The 16,577-nt window shown below is 68.8% G+C and carries 17 protein-coding genes; 11 read left to right on the top strand and 6 right to left on the bottom strand.

Going from position 1 to position 16,577, the window contains the following annotated elements:
- Positions 1-22: 22 nt before the first annotated feature.
- The 3 genes from LOZ83_RS01850 to paaI are packed head-to-tail and all read right to left on the bottom strand — an operon-like array spanning position 23 to position 2,382.
- The gene (locus LOZ83_RS01850) at positions 23-634 is read right to left on the bottom strand and encodes a TetR/AcrR family transcriptional regulator (protein WP_236788166.1); all 612 of its coding nucleotides are present in this window, start codon (positions 632-634) and stop codon (positions 23-25) included.
- 23 nt (positions 635-657) lie between these two features.
- Positions 658-2,004, bottom strand: coding sequence for a phenylacetate--CoA ligase PaaK (gene paaK / locus LOZ83_RS01845; RefSeq protein WP_236788165.1), 1,347 nt, complete (start codon positions 2,002-2,004; stop codon positions 658-660).
- 6 nt (positions 2,005-2,010) lie between these two features.
- Positions 2,011-2,382, bottom strand: coding sequence for a hydroxyphenylacetyl-CoA thioesterase PaaI (paaI, locus tag LOZ83_RS01840; RefSeq protein WP_236789402.1), 372 nt, complete (start codon positions 2,380-2,382; stop codon positions 2,011-2,013).
- A 145-nt stretch (positions 2,383-2,527) separates the two neighbouring features.
- Between paaI and paaZ the strand changes: the two genes are divergently transcribed.
- The 9 genes from paaZ to trxA all read left to right on the top strand — a co-directional run bounded on the left by paaZ (position 2,528) and on the right by trxA (position 10,554).
- A complete protein-coding gene (gene paaZ, locus LOZ83_RS01835) occupies positions 2,528-4,546 on the top strand; it encodes a phenylacetic acid degradation bifunctional protein PaaZ (RefSeq protein ID WP_236788164.1) in 2,019 nt (672 codons plus the stop codon).
- Positions 4,543-5,490, top strand: coding sequence for a 1,2-phenylacetyl-CoA epoxidase subunit PaaA (gene paaA, locus LOZ83_RS01830; RefSeq protein ID WP_236788163.1), 948 nt, complete (start codon positions 4,543-4,545; stop codon positions 5,488-5,490). Before paaZ ends, paaA begins: the two co-directional genes overlap by 4 nt.
- Positions 5,487-5,768, top strand: coding sequence for a 1,2-phenylacetyl-CoA epoxidase subunit PaaB (gene paaB / locus LOZ83_RS01825; RefSeq protein ID WP_236788162.1), 282 nt, complete (start codon positions 5,487-5,489; stop codon positions 5,766-5,768). Before paaA ends, paaB begins: the two co-directional genes overlap by 4 nt.
- A 7-nt stretch (positions 5,769-5,775) precedes the next feature.
- A complete protein-coding gene (gene paaC / locus LOZ83_RS01820) occupies positions 5,776-6,639 on the top strand; it encodes a 1,2-phenylacetyl-CoA epoxidase subunit PaaC (RefSeq protein ID WP_236788160.1) in 864 nt (287 codons plus the stop codon).
- Positions 6,633-7,130: a 1,2-phenylacetyl-CoA epoxidase subunit PaaD gene (gene paaD / locus LOZ83_RS01815; RefSeq protein ID WP_236788158.1), complete on the top strand. Its 498-nt coding sequence runs from the start codon at positions 6,633-6,635 to the stop codon at positions 7,128-7,130. The genes paaC and paaD overlap by 7 nt, the downstream gene beginning before the upstream one ends.
- 1 nt (position 7,131) lies before the next feature.
- Positions 7,132-8,202 carry a 1,2-phenylacetyl-CoA epoxidase subunit PaaE gene (gene paaE / locus LOZ83_RS01810; RefSeq protein ID WP_236788156.1) on the top strand — a complete coding sequence of 357 codons (1,071 nt, stop codon included), beginning with the start codon at positions 7,132-7,134 and terminating at the stop codon, positions 8,200-8,202.
- Between the two features lie 319 nt (positions 8,203-8,521).
- On the top strand, positions 8,522-9,289 hold the full coding sequence (locus LOZ83_RS01805; protein ID WP_236788154.1) for a nitroreductase/quinone reductase family protein: 768 nt from the start codon (positions 8,522-8,524) through the stop codon (positions 9,287-9,289).
- A gap of 534 nt (positions 9,290-9,823) precedes the next feature.
- On the top strand, positions 9,824-10,213 hold the full coding sequence (locus LOZ83_RS01800; RefSeq protein ID WP_236788152.1) for a MerR family transcriptional regulator: 390 nt from the start codon (positions 9,824-9,826) through the stop codon (positions 10,211-10,213).
- The gene (trxA, locus tag LOZ83_RS01795; protein ID WP_304512142.1) at positions 10,213-10,554 is read left to right on the top strand and encodes a thioredoxin; all 342 of its coding nucleotides are present in this window, start codon (positions 10,213-10,215) and stop codon (positions 10,552-10,554) included. Before LOZ83_RS01800 ends, trxA begins: the two co-directional genes overlap by 1 nt.
- On the opposite strand, the gene LOZ83_RS01790 is transcribed toward trxA, so the two are convergent.
- A complete protein-coding gene (locus LOZ83_RS01790; RefSeq protein WP_236788150.1) occupies positions 10,525-11,931 on the bottom strand; it encodes an amino acid permease in 1,407 nt (468 codons plus the stop codon). The genes trxA and LOZ83_RS01790 overlap by 30 nt on opposite strands.
- Before the next feature lie 244 nt (positions 11,932-12,175).
- Complete coding sequence (locus LOZ83_RS01785; protein WP_374202606.1) at positions 12,176-13,075, bottom strand: MurR/RpiR family transcriptional regulator; 900 nt, start codon at positions 13,073-13,075, stop codon at positions 12,176-12,178.
- Positions 13,076-13,202: 127 nt separating this feature from the next.
- Here LOZ83_RS01785 and LOZ83_RS01780 point away from each other — a divergent pair, with 127 nt between their 5' ends.
- Both LOZ83_RS01780 and LOZ83_RS01775 read left to right on the top strand, forming a co-directional pair.
- Positions 13,203-13,637, top strand: a complete 435-nt coding sequence (locus tag LOZ83_RS01780; RefSeq protein WP_236788148.1) for a GAF domain-containing protein — start codon at positions 13,203-13,205, stop codon at positions 13,635-13,637.
- Positions 13,634-14,845 carry an amidohydrolase family protein gene (locus LOZ83_RS01775; RefSeq protein WP_236788146.1) on the top strand — a complete coding sequence of 404 codons (1,212 nt, stop codon included), beginning with the start codon at positions 13,634-13,636 and terminating at the stop codon, positions 14,843-14,845. The genes LOZ83_RS01780 and LOZ83_RS01775 overlap by 4 nt, the downstream gene beginning before the upstream one ends.
- A gap of 20 nt (positions 14,846-14,865) precedes the next feature.
- On the opposite strand, the gene LOZ83_RS01770 is transcribed toward LOZ83_RS01775, so the two are convergent.
- Positions 14,866-16,359: a carboxylesterase/lipase family protein gene (locus LOZ83_RS01770; RefSeq protein WP_236788144.1), complete on the bottom strand. Its 1,494-nt coding sequence runs from the start codon at positions 16,357-16,359 to the stop codon at positions 14,866-14,868.
- Between the last annotated feature and the right edge of the window lie 218 nt (positions 16,360-16,577).

The following is a 16,577-nucleotide window of genomic DNA, read 5'->3' as shown; positions in this document are numbered from 1 at the left end:
TGAATGTCGGACTCGCGGGTGGTCAGCCGCGGATGCGCAGTCCGTCGAAGGCCATCGTCGCGACCGAATCGGCGAGGGCGTCAGCCCCGATGCCGCCGCGCGGGCGGTACCACTCGATCAGGGAGTTCACCATCCCGAACAGCAGCCGCGCCGCGGTGGCGGGATCGATGTCCGAGCGCAGGTCGCCATCCGCGACGGCCTCCGTCACGAGCGACGTGACGATGTGGTCGAACTCACGCCGCCGGGCGAGCGCGGCACGCTCCACCTTGGTGTTCCCCCGCACGCGCAGCAGCAGCGTCACGAACGGCAACTGCTCGACGAGCACCGCGACACTGCCGCGCACCAGATACTCCAGCCGCACCACCGCGCGGCCCTCGACGGTTTCCAGCTCCGCCACGATCGCGAACAGCCCGTCGAGCGCGCGGTCCACCGACAGCCGCAGCAGTTCCTGCTTGCTGGGCACGTGGTGGTAGATCGCGGACTTGGTGATGCCCAGCTTCCGCGACAGGTCCTCCATGCTGGTGCCGTCGTAGCCGCGCTCGTTGAACAGCTTCACCGCGACGGCCAGCAGCGACTCGAGGTCATAGCCCGGCCGCCCGCGCTTGGCGGGCCGGGCCGGCGGTGCGGTCGTCATACCGTGAGTATCCCTGGCCTGGTCTAGTCGCGCGGGCGCTGGTCGATCACACGCTTCAGCTTGCCGACCGAACGCTCCAGGGTGTCCGGGTCCAGCACCTCGACGCCGACGGTCACGCCGACGCCGTCCTTGACCCGGGCCGAGATCTCCTTCGCGGCGGGGGCGCGGCGTTCGGCCGGGGTGTCCGTCCGGGCCTCGACCAGCACGGTGAGGTGGTCCATCCGGTCCTCGCGGGTCAGCCGGATCTGGAAGTGCGGCGCCAAACCCGGCGTGGCTAGCACGATTTCCTCGATCTGGGTGGGGAAAACGTTGACGCCGCGCAGGATGATCATGTCGTCGCTGCGGCCGGTGACCTTGTCCATCCGCCGGAACGACGGCCGCGCGGTGCCCTGCCGCAGCGCGGTCAGATCGCGCGTGCGGTAGCGGATGATCGGCAGTGCCTGCTTGGTCAGCGACGTGAACAGCAGCTCGCCCGTCTCGCCGGCGGGCAGCACGTTCTCGTCGACCGGGTCGATCACCTCGGGGTAGAAGTGGTCCTCCCAGATGTGCAGGCCGTCCTTTGTCTCGACGCATTCCTGCGCCACGCCGGGCCCCATCACCTCGGACAGGCCGTAGATGTCGACCGCGTCGAGGTCCAGCCGTTCCTCGATCTCAGCGCGCATCCGCTCGGTCCACGGCTCCGCACCGAAAATGCCCACCCGCAGGGAACTCGTGCGCGGGTCGACACCCTGGCGCTCGAACTCGTCCAGCAGCGTGAGCATGTAGGACGGGGTGACCATGATGATCTCGGGCCGGAAATCGGTGATGAGCTGCACCTGCCGCGCGGTCATCCCGCCGGACGCGGGAATCACGGTGGCGCCGAGCTTTTCGGCCCCGTAGTGCGCGCCGAGCCCGCCGGTGAACAGCCCGTAGCCGTACGCCACATGGACTTTGTGTCCCGGGCGCCCGCCGGCGGCGAAGATCGACCGGGCCATCACGCTCGCCCAGGTGTCCAGGTCGGCCTCGGTGTAGCCGACGACGGTGGGCTTGCCGGTGGTGCCGCTGGAGGCGTGGATGCGGCGGACATCCCGCTGTGGCACGGCGAACATGCCGAACGGGTAGTTCGCGCGCAGGTCCGCTTTGGTGGTGTACGGGAACTTCGCGAGGTCTTCGAGCGAGCGGCAGTGGTCCGGATGTACCCCGGCCTCGTCGAACTTCTGGCGATACCAGGGCACATTGTCGTAGGCGTGCTTGAGTGTCCACTGTAGACGTCCGAGTTGGACGGACCGCAGCTCGTCCACGCTCATCCGCTCGGCGGCCGACAGGTCCTCCGCGGCGGGCGCTGCCCCCAGTCGCTTGGCGTACGGCACTTCGCTGTGCGTCGTGGTCATGGCTCCTCAGCTTCGGGAGATGGTGCGGCTGCGGCCGCGGAACTCGGCGATGACCTCCGCGCCGCGGTGGACGGTGATGTCGTAGATCCCGTTGCGGCCGTAGCGGGTGCGTTCGTCGGCGGTGGCGACGAGTTCGTCGCCGAGGCGGGCGCTGGTGACGAACGAGATCTCGGCGCCGGCGGCGACGGTCACCGGACCGTGGCTGTTGCAGGCGCACGCGAACGCGGTGTCGGCCAGCAGGAACAGGAAGCCGCCGTGCGCGATGCCGTGCCCGTTGACCATCTCCGCGGTGATCCGCATCCGGGCGACCGCGCGTCCGCCGTCGGCTTCGACGAGTTCGATGCCGAGGGACTTGGAGGCGACGTCGTCGTCGAACATCGCCTGCGCGGGCGCGGAAACCGTCACTGTGCACCACCTGCTTACCGACCGAATGGACGGTTAACAAACTGACCCCTGGCCCCGCGCTTGTCAAGACGCTACCATGAATTCCTGAACGTTCGGTTGGTTATTCGAGGAGGGATCGATGGCGCTCCTGCGCAGCTACGTCGGCGGCCACTGGCACACCGCGCCTGACGAGGGGGTTCCGCTGCATGACGCGGTGACCGGCGAAGAGGTCGCGCGGGTCTCGTCGGCGGGCGTCGACATGGCCGCGGCGCTGGACCACGGCCGCCGCGTCGGCGGGCCCGCGCTGCGCGAGCTGACCTTCCACCAGCGGGCGGCCCTGCTCAAGGCGCTCGCCTCGAACCTGCGTGAGCACCGCGAGGAGCTGTACGCGCTGTCCGCGCGGACCGGCGCCACCCTGGGCGATTCGAAGTTCGACATCGACGGCGGCATCGGTGTGCTGTTCAGCTACGCGAGCAAGGGCAAACGGGAACTGCCGAACGACACGGTGTACGTCGACGGCGGCGTCGAGCCGCTCGGCAAGGGCGGCACGTTCGTGGGGCAGCACATTGCGACTCCGCTGCGGGGTGTCGCCGTGCAGATCAACGCCTTCAACTTCCCGGTCTGGGGGCCGCTGGAGAAGTTCGCGCCCGCGTTCCTGGCCGGGGTGCCGAGCCTGATCAAGCCGGCGAGCCAAACCGCGTACCTGACCGCGCGCCTCGTCGAGCTGATCGTCGAATCGGGGATCCTGCCCGAGGGCACGCTGCAGTTCGTCTGCGGCAGCGCGGGTGACCTGCTCGATCATGTGACCGGGCAGGATCTGGTCGCGTTCACCGGTTCGGCGTCCACGGCGCGGCGGCTGCGTGCGCATCCGGCGATCGTGCGCAATGCTGCCCGGTTCAATGCCGAGGCCGACTCGCTCAACTGCTCGATCCTCGGTCCGGATGCCACCCCGGGCACGGCCGAGTTCGACCTGTTCGTCAAGCAGCTGGTCACGGAGATGACCGTGAAGGCCGGCCAGAAGTGCACCGCGATCCGGCGCGCGTTCGTGCCGGCGGCGCTGCTTGATGACGTCGCGGCCGCGGCGAGCGCGCGGCTGGCGAAGGTGACGGTCGGCAACCCGGCGGCCGAGGGCGTGCGGATGGGTGCGCTCGCGAGCCTGGAGCAGCGCGAGGAGGTGCGCCGGTCGCTGAAGGCGTTGCTGGCGGCCGGAAGCGTGGTGTTCGGCGATCCGGAGCAGGTCGAGGTCGTGGACGCCGACGCCGAGCGTGGCGCGTTCATCTCGCCGGTGCTGCTCAAGGGTGATCCGGAGCGCGCCGAGCCGCATGAGGTCGAGGCGTTCGGCCCGGTGTCCACGCTGCTGCCGTACACCTCGACCGAGCAGGCCATCGACTACGCCGCGCGTGGAGAGGGGAGCCTGGCGGGTTCGGTGGTGACCGGGGACGCCGAGTTCGCACGCGAGGTGGTGCTCGGGGTCGCGCCGTGGCACGGGCGGCTGCTGGTGCTCGACGCCGACGATGCGAAGGAGTCCACCGGGCACGGATCGCCGTTGCCGCAACTGGTCCACGGCGGACCCGGCAGGGCGGGCGGCGGCGAGGAGATGGGCGGTATCCACGGCGTGCTGCACCACCTGCAGCGCACCGCCGTGCAGGCGAGCCCCAAGGTGCTCTCGGCTGTGACCGGTCGCTGGGTGCCGGGCGCGCCGCGCGCTGAAGGTGTGCACCCGTTCCGGAAGTCCTTGGCGGAGTTGAAGATCGGCGACTCGGTGGTCGCCGGGCCGCGGGTGGTCAGTCAGTCCGACGTCGACCATTTTGCCGAGTTCACCGGTGACACGTTCTACGCGCACACCGATCCTGAGGCGGCCGCCGCGAACCCGCTGTTCGGCGGCATCGTGGCGCACGGTTACCTGGTCGTGTCGTTCGCGGCCGGGCTGTTCGTCTCGCCCGAACCGGGGCCGGTGCTGGCCAACTACGGCCTGGAGAACCTTCGCTTCCTGACCCCGGTCAAGCCGGGTGACGAGCTGACGGTCACGTTGACCGCCAAGCAGATCACGCCGCGCATCGACCAGGACTACGGCGAAGTCCGGTGGGACGCCGATGTGACCAACGCCGCCGGCGATTCGGTGGCGAAGTACGACGTGCTGACCCTGGTGGCGAAATGATAGCGGCACTGTCCGAAGAGGACCTGGAACGGCATTTCGAGCACACGCTGGAGAAAGACCAGCGGATCGAACCGCGCGACTGGGTGCCGGACGGCTACCGCAAGACGATGATCCGGCAGATCGCGCAGCACGCGCATTCGGAGATCATCGGGATGCAGCCGGAAGGCAACTGGATCACTCGCGCGCCTTCGCTGCGGCGCAAGGCGATCCTGCTGGCGAAGGTGCAGGACGAGGCCGGGCACGGGTTGTATCTGTACTCGGCGACGGAAACCCTCGGCGCCGACCGGACCGATCTGACCGAGCGGCTGATCACCGGCCGGCAGAAGTACTCGTCGATCTTCAACTACCCGACGCTCACGTTCGCCGATGTCGGCGTGATCGGCTGGCTCGTGGACGGCGCGGCGATCTGCAACCAGGTTCCGTTGTGCCGCAGCAGCTACGGGCCGTACGCGCGGGCGATGATCCGGATCTGCAAGGAGGAGTCCTTCCATCAGCGGCAGGGTTTCGAGCTGCTGATGACGATGATGAAGGGCACCGCGGCGCAGCGGGACATGGTGCGGGAGGCGGTGAACCGGTGGTGGTGGCCGTCGCTGATGATGTTCGGCCCGCCGGACGCCGACTCGCCGAACACCGCGCAGTCGATGGCCTGGAAGGTCAAGCGGCACACCAATGACGAGCTGCGTCAGCGATTCGTCGACATGTCGGTGCCGCAGGCGGAGGTGCTGGGCGTGACGCTGCCGGACCCGGACCTGCGCTGGAACGCCGACCGCGGGCACTACGACTTCGGCGAGCTGGACTGGGACGAGTTCAAGCAGGTGGTCTCGGGCAACGGGCCGTGCAACGCGGAACGGGTCGAGCATCGCCGGAAGGCGCACGAGGACGGCGAGTGGGTGCGGGAAGCCGCCGCCGTGCATGCTGCGAGGCAGAAGGAGAGGCAGCGGTGAACGACTGGACGTTGTACGAGGTGTTCGTGCGGGGCAAGCGAGGTCTGAACCACGTGCACGTGGGCTCGCTGCGTGCCGCGGACGACGAGATGGCCCTGCACAACGCCCGCGATCTCTACACCCGCCGCAACGAGGGTGTGAGCATCTGGGTGGTCAGGGCCGCGGACATCACCGCGTCAAGCCCTGACGAGAAGGACCCGTTCTTCGCGCCGTCGGGCGACAAGGTGTACCGGCACCCGACGTTCTACGACATTCCCGACAACGTTCCCCACATGTGAGTGCGTGATGGCCTTTGACAACGCTTTCGAAGCGCTCACCGACGCGTCCGACGATTCCCGCTGGGCGTTCGGCACGGGGTTCGAGGATCCGCTGTCCGGTGTGGACACTTCGGTGCCGTCCGGGGTGGACGGTTCTGCACTGGCGGCGTACTGCCTCATGCTCGGGGACGACGCGCTGATCTTCTCCCATCGGCTGCAGCAGTGGTGCACGAACGCGCCCGAGCTGGAGGACGAGGTGGCGATCGCGAACATCGGCCTCGACCTGCTCGGCCAGGCCCGCCTTTTGTTTGCCAGGGCAGGGAAAGCCGACGGTTCCGGGCGCAGTGAGGACGATTTCGCGTTCCTCCGGGTGGAGCACGAGTTCCGCAACGTCCGGCTCGCGGAACTGGAGCGCGGCGACTTCGGTCAGCTGATCGCGGTGCTCCTGGTGTTCTCGACCTGGCGGCTCGCGTTGTTCTCGCGGCTGGTGGACAGCGAAGACGCGGTGCTCGCGGCGATCGCGGCCAAGGGGATCAAGGAGTTGACCTACCACCGCGATTACGCCGCCCGGTGGGCAGTGCGGCTGGGCGATGGCACCGAATACTCGCACGAACGGATGCAGGCCGGGCTCGGCTCCGCGTGGCCCTACGTCGAGGAACTGTTCGCCCAGCATGATGTTGAACGCCGGCTCGGCGTCCCGGTGCCGCGGGAGGAGTTCGACGAGGTGCTGTCCCAGGTACTCGAAGCCGCGACGCTGACCACGCCCGAGGTGCCGCCGCGCGCGGCCGTCGCGGGCCGGACGGGCCGCGACGGCGTGCACACCGAGGCCATGGGCTTCCTGCTGGCGGAACTGCAAAGCGTGGCGCGGGCCTATCCGGGGGCGACATGGTGAGCGCGCTGGCCGTCGCCGAGACGGTGACCGATCCCGAGCTGCCGATGATCACGCTCGCCGATCTCGGTGTGCTGCGTGAGGTGTCCGAAAAGGACGGTCACGTGGTCGTGTCGATCACACCCACCTACACCGGTTGTCCCGCGATGGACACGATGCGCGATGACCTCTTGCACGCGCTTTCCCGCGCCGGCTATGGCGACGTCGAAGTGCGCATGGTGCTGTCCCCGGCCTGGTCCACGGACTGGATCACCGAAGCGGGCCGGCAGAAGCTCTCCGACGCCGGGATCGCCCCGCCCGGCGCCGCCCCGCCCGGCGCCGCGCCGCGCGGCCCGGTGCGGTTGACGCTGACGCCACCCGTGCGCCAGGTGCGCTGCCCGCGCTGCGGTTCCGCCGACACGGAGTCGTTGTCGGATTTCGGGCCGACGGCATGCAAGGCGCTCCGCCGGTGCCGCGCCTGCCAGGAGCCTTTCGAGCACGTGAAGGAAATCTGAGTTGACTACCACTCTGCGCGCGGGCTTCCACTCGCTCACCGTCACCGCGGTCGAGCGGCTCTGTGACGACGCCGTGGCCGTTACGTTCGACGTGCCGCCTTCGCTGTCCGACACATATTCCTTCCGCGCGGGGCAGTCGCTCACGCTGCGCCGGATGATCGACGGGCGCGAGGAGCGGCGGTCGTACTCGATCTGCGCGCCCGAAGGTGCCGCGCCCCGCATCGGCGTTCGCGAGGTGCCCGACGGGCTGTTCTCGTCGTGGCTGGTGCGGGAAGTCCGGCCCGGCGACGAGATCGAGGTCGGGCCGCCGACCGGCCGGTTCACCCCGGACCTCGGAACGCCGGCGCACCATGTGCTGATCGCCGCCGGGTCGGGCATCACCCCGGTGCTGTCGATCGCCGCGACCGTGCTCCGCGACCCGGCCGCGTCGGTGACCGTCCTTTATGGAAATCGCCGCACCGCCACGGTGATGTTCGCCGACGAGCTCGCCGATCTGAAGGACCGTTATCCCGCGCGGCTCGAACTGGTGCACGTGCTGTCCCGGGAACCGCGCGAGGCCGAGCTGTTCACCGGGCGGCTCGATGCGGGCAAGCTCGAAGCGCTGCTCGCGCTGTTCCCCGATGTCTCGGCGGTCGGGCACTGGTGGCTGTGCGGCCCGTTCGGCATGGTCACCGACGCCCGCGCGCTACTGGTGGAGCACGGCGTGCCGGCCGAGCGGGTGCACCAGGAGCTGTTCTATGTGGACGACGTGCCGCCCGCCCCGGTCCGGCACGAGGACGCGCCCGTCGAGGGCCTGACCAGCGAGGTCACCGTCATCCTCGACGGCCGCTCGACGACCACCGCACTCCCACGGGACACCCCGATCCTCGACGGCGCGCAGCGGGTGCGGCCGGACCTGCCGTTCGCGTGCAAGGGCGGCGTGTGCGGAACCTGCCGCGCCCGGATCACCGACGGCAAGGCCGAGATGCGGCGGAACTTCGCACTCGAAGAGGCCGAGATCGCCGCAGGGTTCGTACTCACCTGCCAATCGCTGCCGTGCTCCGACACGCTCACGGTCGACTACGACTCGTGAGGCCGTAGCGCTTTCTGCAGCCCCGACCCCCGCGACCGCATACCCCTAGTCGACGCTGCCGTTCGGCGGCTCCAGAAACGCGGCGGCCTTGTACTTCGACGCGATCTCTGCATGGCTCTCCAGCTTGGTGTATATCGTGGCCAGTAGCGTGCCGTTCTCCACGGATATCCCCAAGCCGTACCTGCAGCCGGCGCTTGCATGAACTCGGTGCCCGCAACCGTGTCGAGGCGATCGGCAGAGCCGGCCAGGCGGGGCCTGCTCCGACGTCGAACTCGCCGTCCTGAATGTGGGACACGCCGGGCGCGCGTAGCTTCGGGGCATGGTCGACTACACCACCGAGATCGCTCGTCCCCGCGATGACCAGCGGACCGCGGAGCAGTGGGCGCGCGCCACCTGGGAAGGCGCGCCCCGCGGGATGAGGTGGTTCCTGCGCACGGGGTGGCGGCTGCTCGGGTTCCGGCTGGCCACGGCGCAGCCCCAGGTGCTCGGCTGGCAGGTCGTGACGTCGGAGCCGCGGAAGGTGGTGCTCGAGGCGCCGTCGCCGTTGATCGAGAGCCGCAATGTCGTCGAGACCGGCGAAGCGTCGGTGCGCTGGACGACCACCGTCGAGTACCGGAACGCGCCGGGCCGGGTGCTGTGGTCTCTCGCCGCGCCGATTCATACCGGCGTGATCCCGCGCCTGCTGGAACATGCGGCCGATCCGGTGCGGAGCAAGCACCGCCGGGTCATTCGATTCCAGAAGCGGATCCTGAATCCGATCCTTCGGCGGATGCCGGGGCAGATCCTCCTGGAGACCACGGGCCGGGTGTCCGGCAGGCCACGGCACACCCCGCTCGGTGGCCGTCGCACCGGCGACGAGTTCTGGCTCGTCTCCGAGCACGGTGAGCGATCCCAGTACGTACGCAACATCCGGGCCAACCCGCGCGTCCGGGTCCGCCTGCACGGCCGATGGCATCCCGGAGTCGCGCACCTGCTGCCCGAGGACGACCCCATCGCCCGGCTTCGCACCCTGCCGCGCTTCAACAGCTCCGGCGTCCGGGCGGTCGGCACGAACCTCTTGACGATCCGGGTGGACCTGACCGACTAAGCGCCCGCGCGATCGCCCCGATGCGGCGGCCCGTGGAGTCCCAGGCGACCAGAACCAGCGCCACGCCGACGACCGGGCCGCCGATGCCCAGCGCGACTGGCACCGTGTCCGCGTGCAAGGGCGTTCCGGTGGTGGGAGCGCCGGACACGGGGTTGCCGATCCCTGCGAGCTCGCGATCGAGGGCTGGCTGCTCCTCCGACCACCTGCGTGACAAGGACCCGTCCGGCGAAGGACCTGTGCATCGCGGTTTCCCTGCACCAGCGGTATCCCGGCCGGCCACACCAGGCCACCTGCCCCATCGCGCGATGTCGGCATCCGTGAACCGTACGTGGCGATCGTCGACGATGACATTGATCCGCCCACCCCGAAGGCTCGTCCGCGTACAACAGCCGCGCGATCGCCGACGCCTGCCTGGGAATGGGGCGACTCGTTCCCGAAGGTCGCCCAGGACGCCCCGGGTTTGCCGGCGGAGATCGACCAGCGGTGGCGTGACGTCTTGCTTTGACGCCGGCGTCAAGGTTTACCTTCGGGAGTATGCGAATCGGTGAACTCGCCCAGCGTGCCGGGACGACGACCAGGGCGCTGCGGTTCTACGAGTCCCAAGGGCTGCTGAAGGCTCAGCGCTCGGCGAACGGGTATCGCGACTACGGCGAGGACGACATTCGCCTGGTCAGCGAGATCCGAATGCTCCAGGCGTTCGGGCTGAGCCTCGACGACACGCGTCCGTTCGTCGAATGCCTGCGCGCCGGTCATGAGACCGGCGATTCGTGTGCCGATTCGATCGAGGTGTACCAGCGCAAGATCGACGAGGTGACTGCCTGCATCGCGCGGCTCACCGAGGTGCGCGAGACCTTGCTGGCCAAACTCGCCGACGCGATACCGAAACAGCCCGGCCCTTGTGGCGTATTTTCCGAGGAGAACTGATGAGCCTGCCTGCCGTGACCGATGAGACGTTCGCCGCCGAGGTGCTCCAGCACGATGGGCCGGTGCTGGTCGACTTCTGGGCGCAGTGGTGCCCGCCGTGCCACATGATCGCGCCGGTATTGGGGGAGATCGCCGCCGAGCGGCCCGGCCTGCGGATCGTGAAGCTGAACAGCGACGAGAATCCCTTGGTAGCACGGGACTTCCAGGTGATGTCGCTGCCCACCCTGATGCTGTTCCACCATGGCCGGCCGGTCGCCGGTCTGGTCGGCGCCCGGCCGAAGATGCGGCTGCTGGCCGAACTGGACGAGGCGCTAGCGCGCGAGACGCGAGTGGCGTCGTGAATAGGTGAAGTAGACGATCAGGCCGATCACGAACCAGATCACGAACCGCAGCCACGTTTCGGGCTTCAGGAACGTGATCAGCCAGATCGAGAACACGACACCGATCGCGGGCACCACGGGCATGCCAGGGGTGCGGAACGTGCGGGGCAGGTCCGGTCGCCGGTAGCGCAGCACGATCACAGCCACGCACACGACGACGAACGCGAGCAGGATGCCGATGTTCGTCAGTTCCGCGGCTTCGCCGATCGGCAGCAGCCCCGCGATGACCGCGGCGGCCACCCCCAGGACCCAGGTCATCCGGGTGGGCACCCGGCGAGTGGGGTGGGTGCCGGAGAACCATTTCGGCAGCAGCCCGTCGCGGCTCATCGAGTAGCCGACGCGGGTCGCCCCGAGCAGGAACGTGAACAGCACCGTGAGGATGCCCAGGATGGCGCCGACGGCGATGACCGCGCCGAGGGCCCGTAGCCCGACGCTCGCGAAGGCACTCGAGAAAGCGCTTTCGGTGTCGATGTCCTTGTAGTTCACCATGCCGGTGAGCACGAGGCAGGCGAGCACGTACAGCACCATCGAAATGCCGAGCGAGTACAGGATCGCCTTCGGCATGTGCCGCTGGGAGTCACGCGACTCCTCGGCGGCGGTCGACATCGCGTCGTACCCGAAGACGGCGAAGAACACCGTTGCCGCCCCGGTGAACGCGCCGCCGATGCCGAACGGGAAGAAGTCGGACCAGTTGCCGCTGTTGATGTGGAACGCGCCGACCACGATGACCAGCACGACGAGCGCGATCTTCAGGTACACCAGCAGGGTCTCGAACCGCGCCGCCGAGCGCATGCCGAGGTTGAGCACGAACGCGATAAGCAGGCACAGCACCACCGCGAACAGGTTCACCTTGTATGACCCCGCGGCCACGCCGTCGGGTTCGGTGCCGGGTGCGCCCGACATCCACAGCGGCAGCTCGACGTGGAAGAAGCCCAGCAGATCGTTGAAGTAGCCGGAGATCCCGATCGCGACCACCGCGACGATCGCTGTGTACTCCAGTAGCAGATCCCACCCGATGAACCAGCCGACCAGCTCACCGAGGACCGCGTAGCCATAGGTGTAGGCCGACCCGGCGCGCGGAATGAGCCCGGCGAACTCCGCGTAGGAGAACGCGGCGGCAGCGCTCGCGACACCCGCGACGAGGAACGAGATGAGCACCGCCGGCCCCGCGGTCTCGTGGGCGACCGCACCGGCGAGGGAGAAGATGCCGGCCCCGATGATCCCGCCGATACCGATCGCGGTCAGCTGCCACAGCCCGAGTGTCCGCTGCAGGCCACCGGTCTCGACGGATTCGATCTGGTCGATGGGCTTGCGACGGAACAGACCGGTGTCTGTCATTGGAGCGCCCCCGTTCCACATGCGCGATTTCCGTGAGAAGTTAGCAGAGATCGCGAGTTGACCGGCACCTTCTGACGGCGGGTCAGAAGGTGCCGTCGGCCGGTGGACGCGCACACCGCCGTCGGCGAAACCGTTCAGGAACCGGCCCGGGGGCCCGGCCGGTGGCAGATGTCCCCACCCACGGGGCGGCGGCGTGCCCCGACGCGGTCGGCTCAGCGCTTGTGGACCTTTCTCTCTGAAGTTTTCAATCAGCGTTTGAGGCCTTGTGTGGACGCCGGCGCAGGAGGTCGAACCGTGCCCACATCGCCTCGGCGGCTTCGATGGACTTCTCGGTGCGGTCCTCGTCGATGCCCGCCAGCTGCGCGACGATCGCCTGTGCGAGCGCCATGCCTGCCGTGAGCGACGGGAAGAACGTCACGCCCTCCGTGGGCACCAGCAGTACCCGGTCCGCCGCTTTCGCCAGCGCCGGGCTCGCGGCGTCGGTGATCACGAAGACCCGCGCACCGTGCTCACGTGCCTCGTGTGCGGCGAGCACCGTGCTCTGGTATAGCCGCCAGAAGCTGATAGCGACGAGTACGTCGTCCCCGGTGGTCCTCGCCATCGCGTTTGCCAGCTCCGCGTCGCCTACCGAGATCGCGTGCACGTCATATCCGGCAAGGCGGGCGTTGTGTGCGAAGGCCATGCCCACCGCCGCATAGCTACCGTCGGCGATCACGATGGTGCGCCGGGCGCTCGCGATCGCCTCGGCCACATCGTTGATCTCGTGCTCGATGAAGCGGCGTTGCACGATTCCCAGGCTGTCGAGGTCACGCCGGATCGACGCGGCGGCTGGCGAGTCGACGCTGTGGTGCTCCTTGATGACCTCGGGTGCGCTCAGCGACGACAGGTACCACCCTCGCAATTCCTGTTGCAGTGCCGGCCAACCGGCGAAGCCGAGCGCCTGCGCTGTCCTCGTCACGGTCGCGACGTTGGCGCCGGCGCGCCGCGCGATGTCCGCTGTGGACCCGAACGACGCCAGCCGCGGGTGCGTGCGCAGGACCTGCACCACGGCGGCGGACTTCGACCGCAGGCCGCGCTCGGGCAACAGACTCTCCAGCCATTCGACGAAGTCGTCGAAGTGAGCGAGGTTCTCCGCATCCGGCACGTGCCCACCGTATCTCACCTCCCCTTTCTTCAAAGTCTGCAACGACCCTTGCAAATATGCCGAACTGCACGATATGTTGTCAACACCCAATCCGGCGTGCCTGCACCCATCACGAGGAGCTGACGAAATGACCGAACTGTCCACAGTGGAGGAGCGGGTGCGTGCGGCGATCGGGGTACGGCTGTTCACCGTGCTGGCCTGGATTCCCGAGCGACGGGCGATGCGGCGCGTGTACACCAGCCATCCCGAGCACTATCCCGTGGGCGGTGAGAAGAGCGTGGAAATCTCGTCCGGCTGGCTCGAGCGATGCATCGTCCGGCAGGAGCCGTATCTCGGGCCGGATCGTGTCGCCGTGCGCGAGGTGTTCGCCGACCACGAGCTGATCGACTCGCTCGGCTGCGGCGCGGTGATCAACGTGCCGGTCGTCGACGCGGGGGAGACGTTGGGAGCGTTGAACATTCTCGACGCCGAGGGCCGCTACGACGAGGCCTCCGTCGCCGCGGCTGTCAAGCTGGCGCCGTTCGCGGTGCCGGCCTTGCGGGCTCTGGCGGGTGACCGATGACCGGTTCACTGTTGCTGCGCAACGCTTTGCTGCTCGATCCGGAAGCCGGCGAGTACACCGAGAGTGATTTGCGTTGTGCGGACGGCCGGATCGTGGAGACCGGGCGCGGCCTGACCGCGCCCGGCGTGCGCACGGAGGATCTGCGGGGCGCGGTCGTGCTGCCGGGATTGATCGACGCACACGTGCACGTCACGGCGTCGACGGCGGATCTGGGCTCGCTACCGTCGTCGTCACCGTCCTATGTGGCCGCGCACGGCATGCGGATCATGGGCGAGATGCTCGACCGCGGGTTCACCACGGTGCGGGATGCCTCCGGCGCTGACTACGGTCTCTCGGACGCGCAGGCCGAAGGGCTGTTCCGCGGTCCGCGGCTGTTGTTCTGCGGGCGGGCGCTGAGTCAGACCGGCGGGCACGGTGACAACCGGAACCGGGGCACCCGCGTGCACGATGACCATCCGTGCTGCGCGGGCCTGGGCCGGATCGCCGACGGGGTGGACGCGGTCCGTGCCGCGGCGCGGGACGAGCTGCGGAAGGGTGCGCACCACATCAAGGTGATGGCCTCCGGCGGGGTGGCCTCACCGACCGACCGCATCGACTCGACCCAGTACTCGGTGGAGGAGTTGCGGGCGATCGTCGAGGAGGCGGAAGCGGCGAACCGGTACGTCGCCGCGCACGCGTACACGGCGAGGGCCGTGAACCGGGCGCTGGAACAAGGCATCCGGTCGATCGAACACGGGAATCTGCTGGACGACCGAAGTGTCACGCTCTTCCTCGAGCACGACGCGTTCCTGGTGCCGACGCTGGTGACGTACTGGGCGCTGAAGGAGGAGGGGCGGGAGTTCGGGCTGCCGGAGCGGAACTGGCGCAAGGTGGACGAGGTGCTCGGCGCCGGGCTGGAGGCGCTGGAGCGGGCCGCGCGAGGCGGGGTGAAACTGGTCTACGGAACGGATCTGCTGGGTGGCATGCACCGGCACCAGAACCATGAGTTCCGGCTGCGTGGGGAGGTTCAGCCGGCGCTGGACGTCCTCCGCTCCGCGACGACGGTGGCTGCGGACCTGGTCGGCATGACGGGCGAGATCGGCACTCTGCGTCCAGGAGCGCATGCCGACCTTCTCGTCGTCGATGGTGATCCGCTGGCCGACATCGAGGTGCTCGCCGACCCGAAGCATTTCCGCCATGTTGTGCAGGGAGGTGAGGTTATGGTCTGACGCGGCAGCGGGGCAGGTCGTCAGCGGATGCCGTCCCACAGGGCTCGTTCGTCGCCGGCTGGGTCCGCGGCTTCGGTTACCTTGTCGGTGAGCAGGCCCGTCGCGCGCCGCTCCTGGTCGTACCGGCTCCAGCCAGGGTCGCCGTGCACGATGAATGAGACCCAGGTGCCGTGCGTCGTGTCGGCTACTGCTTGCGAGGGCGAATCCCCGATCCGCGGGCGGGCCTCGGGCCGGCCGATCGTGTCGAAGACGAACGGGATCTCGACGCTGTGGGCCGCGCCCAGGTTGTGATTGGCCGACGGATCCGGGTGATCGAAGCGGTAGACCCAGGTGTCGCCATCACCGCGTGCTTCGGCCACGCGGAGTGCCGGGATCCGGAAGAACCAGTCGGATATCAGGGCCGCGAGCACGTCGCCGGCCGAGGCGTCCGGCCGGTTCGCCCGGTAGCGGGCCACGGCATCGTGACCCAGCCCGTAGGCTGCGGCGCTTGCGCCGAGGATCGCGTCGTCGACCAGGTCGATCGTGCCTGCTGCCACGAGGAACAGCCGTGCCTCGTCCCGGGTGGAACCGACCAGCAGGGGAACGTCGCGGCTCTGCCCGGTGGTGAACGCGTCGACCGGCGCGGCGGGCAGGACGTCGCCGTCGACGGTCGGTGCGAACGGAAGCAGGCTCAGCGCGAGCGTTCCCCACTTGGCAGGATCAGGCGTTGTCTGTACTGCGGCCACGAGGTCCGACGCCGTCCGCACCAGCTTGTCGATCGGGACGCCTGCGATCGCTTCGCGTACCGGGGGCACGCCGAGGCCTTCGGCGAGATAGCCGCCGACGAGCCGGCCCTGCTCGGGTGTCAGCGTGTGTGCGCCGGCTCCCGACTGGATGATCGCCCGCGCGAACAGGCCGTCCGCGAGTGGCATGGACAGCAGCGTCGTGACACTCATGGCTCCGGCCGACTCGCCCGCGACGGTCACCCGGGAGGGATCGCCGCCGAACGCGGCGATGTTGTCCCGCACCCACCGCAGCGCCGCGATCTGGTCCAGCAACCCGAGGTTCGCGACGTCGTCACCGAGGTACAGGAACCCTTCGGCCGACAGGCGATAGTTGATCGTGACACAGACGATCCCGTCGCGGGCGAACGCGCTGCCGTCATATTCGCCGATCGAGCCCGAGCCGTTCATGAAGGAGCCGCCATGGATCCAGACGAGCACCGGTAGCCCGCCCGCGCCCGGGTCGGGCGTCCACACGTTGAGGTTCAGGCATTCCTCGCCCGGGATGACGACCTCACGGAACAGCGGCTGGTAGTTCGGCGGGTAGTCGCCCTTGGGGACGGTGGGGCCGTAGTCGGTCGCGGAACGCGTGCCGGACCACGGTTCGACGGGCTGTGGTGGTCGCATCCGGTTCTCGCCGAAGGGCGCCGCGGCGTAGGGCACGCCCAGAAACGAGGTGACGCCGTTCGAAGTGCGCCCGGCCAGTCGACCGCTGCTGATGGTCACGACGGGGCTCTGCATCGAATCGCTCATCTGCCGCTCCATTGCCACACATTCGCGTAATGTCGCGGACTGTCCTCCGAGCCACGATCGATGTCAAGGCAGCCAACGGGGGCGAACATGCGTGGTGGCAGACCGTTGCGCAGGCAGTTGACCGGTGCGGTCCGGCGCGCGAGTCGATGTGCACGGGGCTCGCCGCGGAGCCAGGTGTGATGGAACCTGATGAACGGCACCGTTGAACGGCTGCGCGC

This window comes from Amycolatopsis sp. GM8 (assembly GCF_021653975.1).
In the GTDB taxonomy this organism is placed as follows: Bacteria; Actinomycetota; Actinomycetes; order Mycobacteriales; family Pseudonocardiaceae; genus Amycolatopsis_E.
This window is presented reverse-complemented; position numbering and strand designations above follow the sequence as displayed.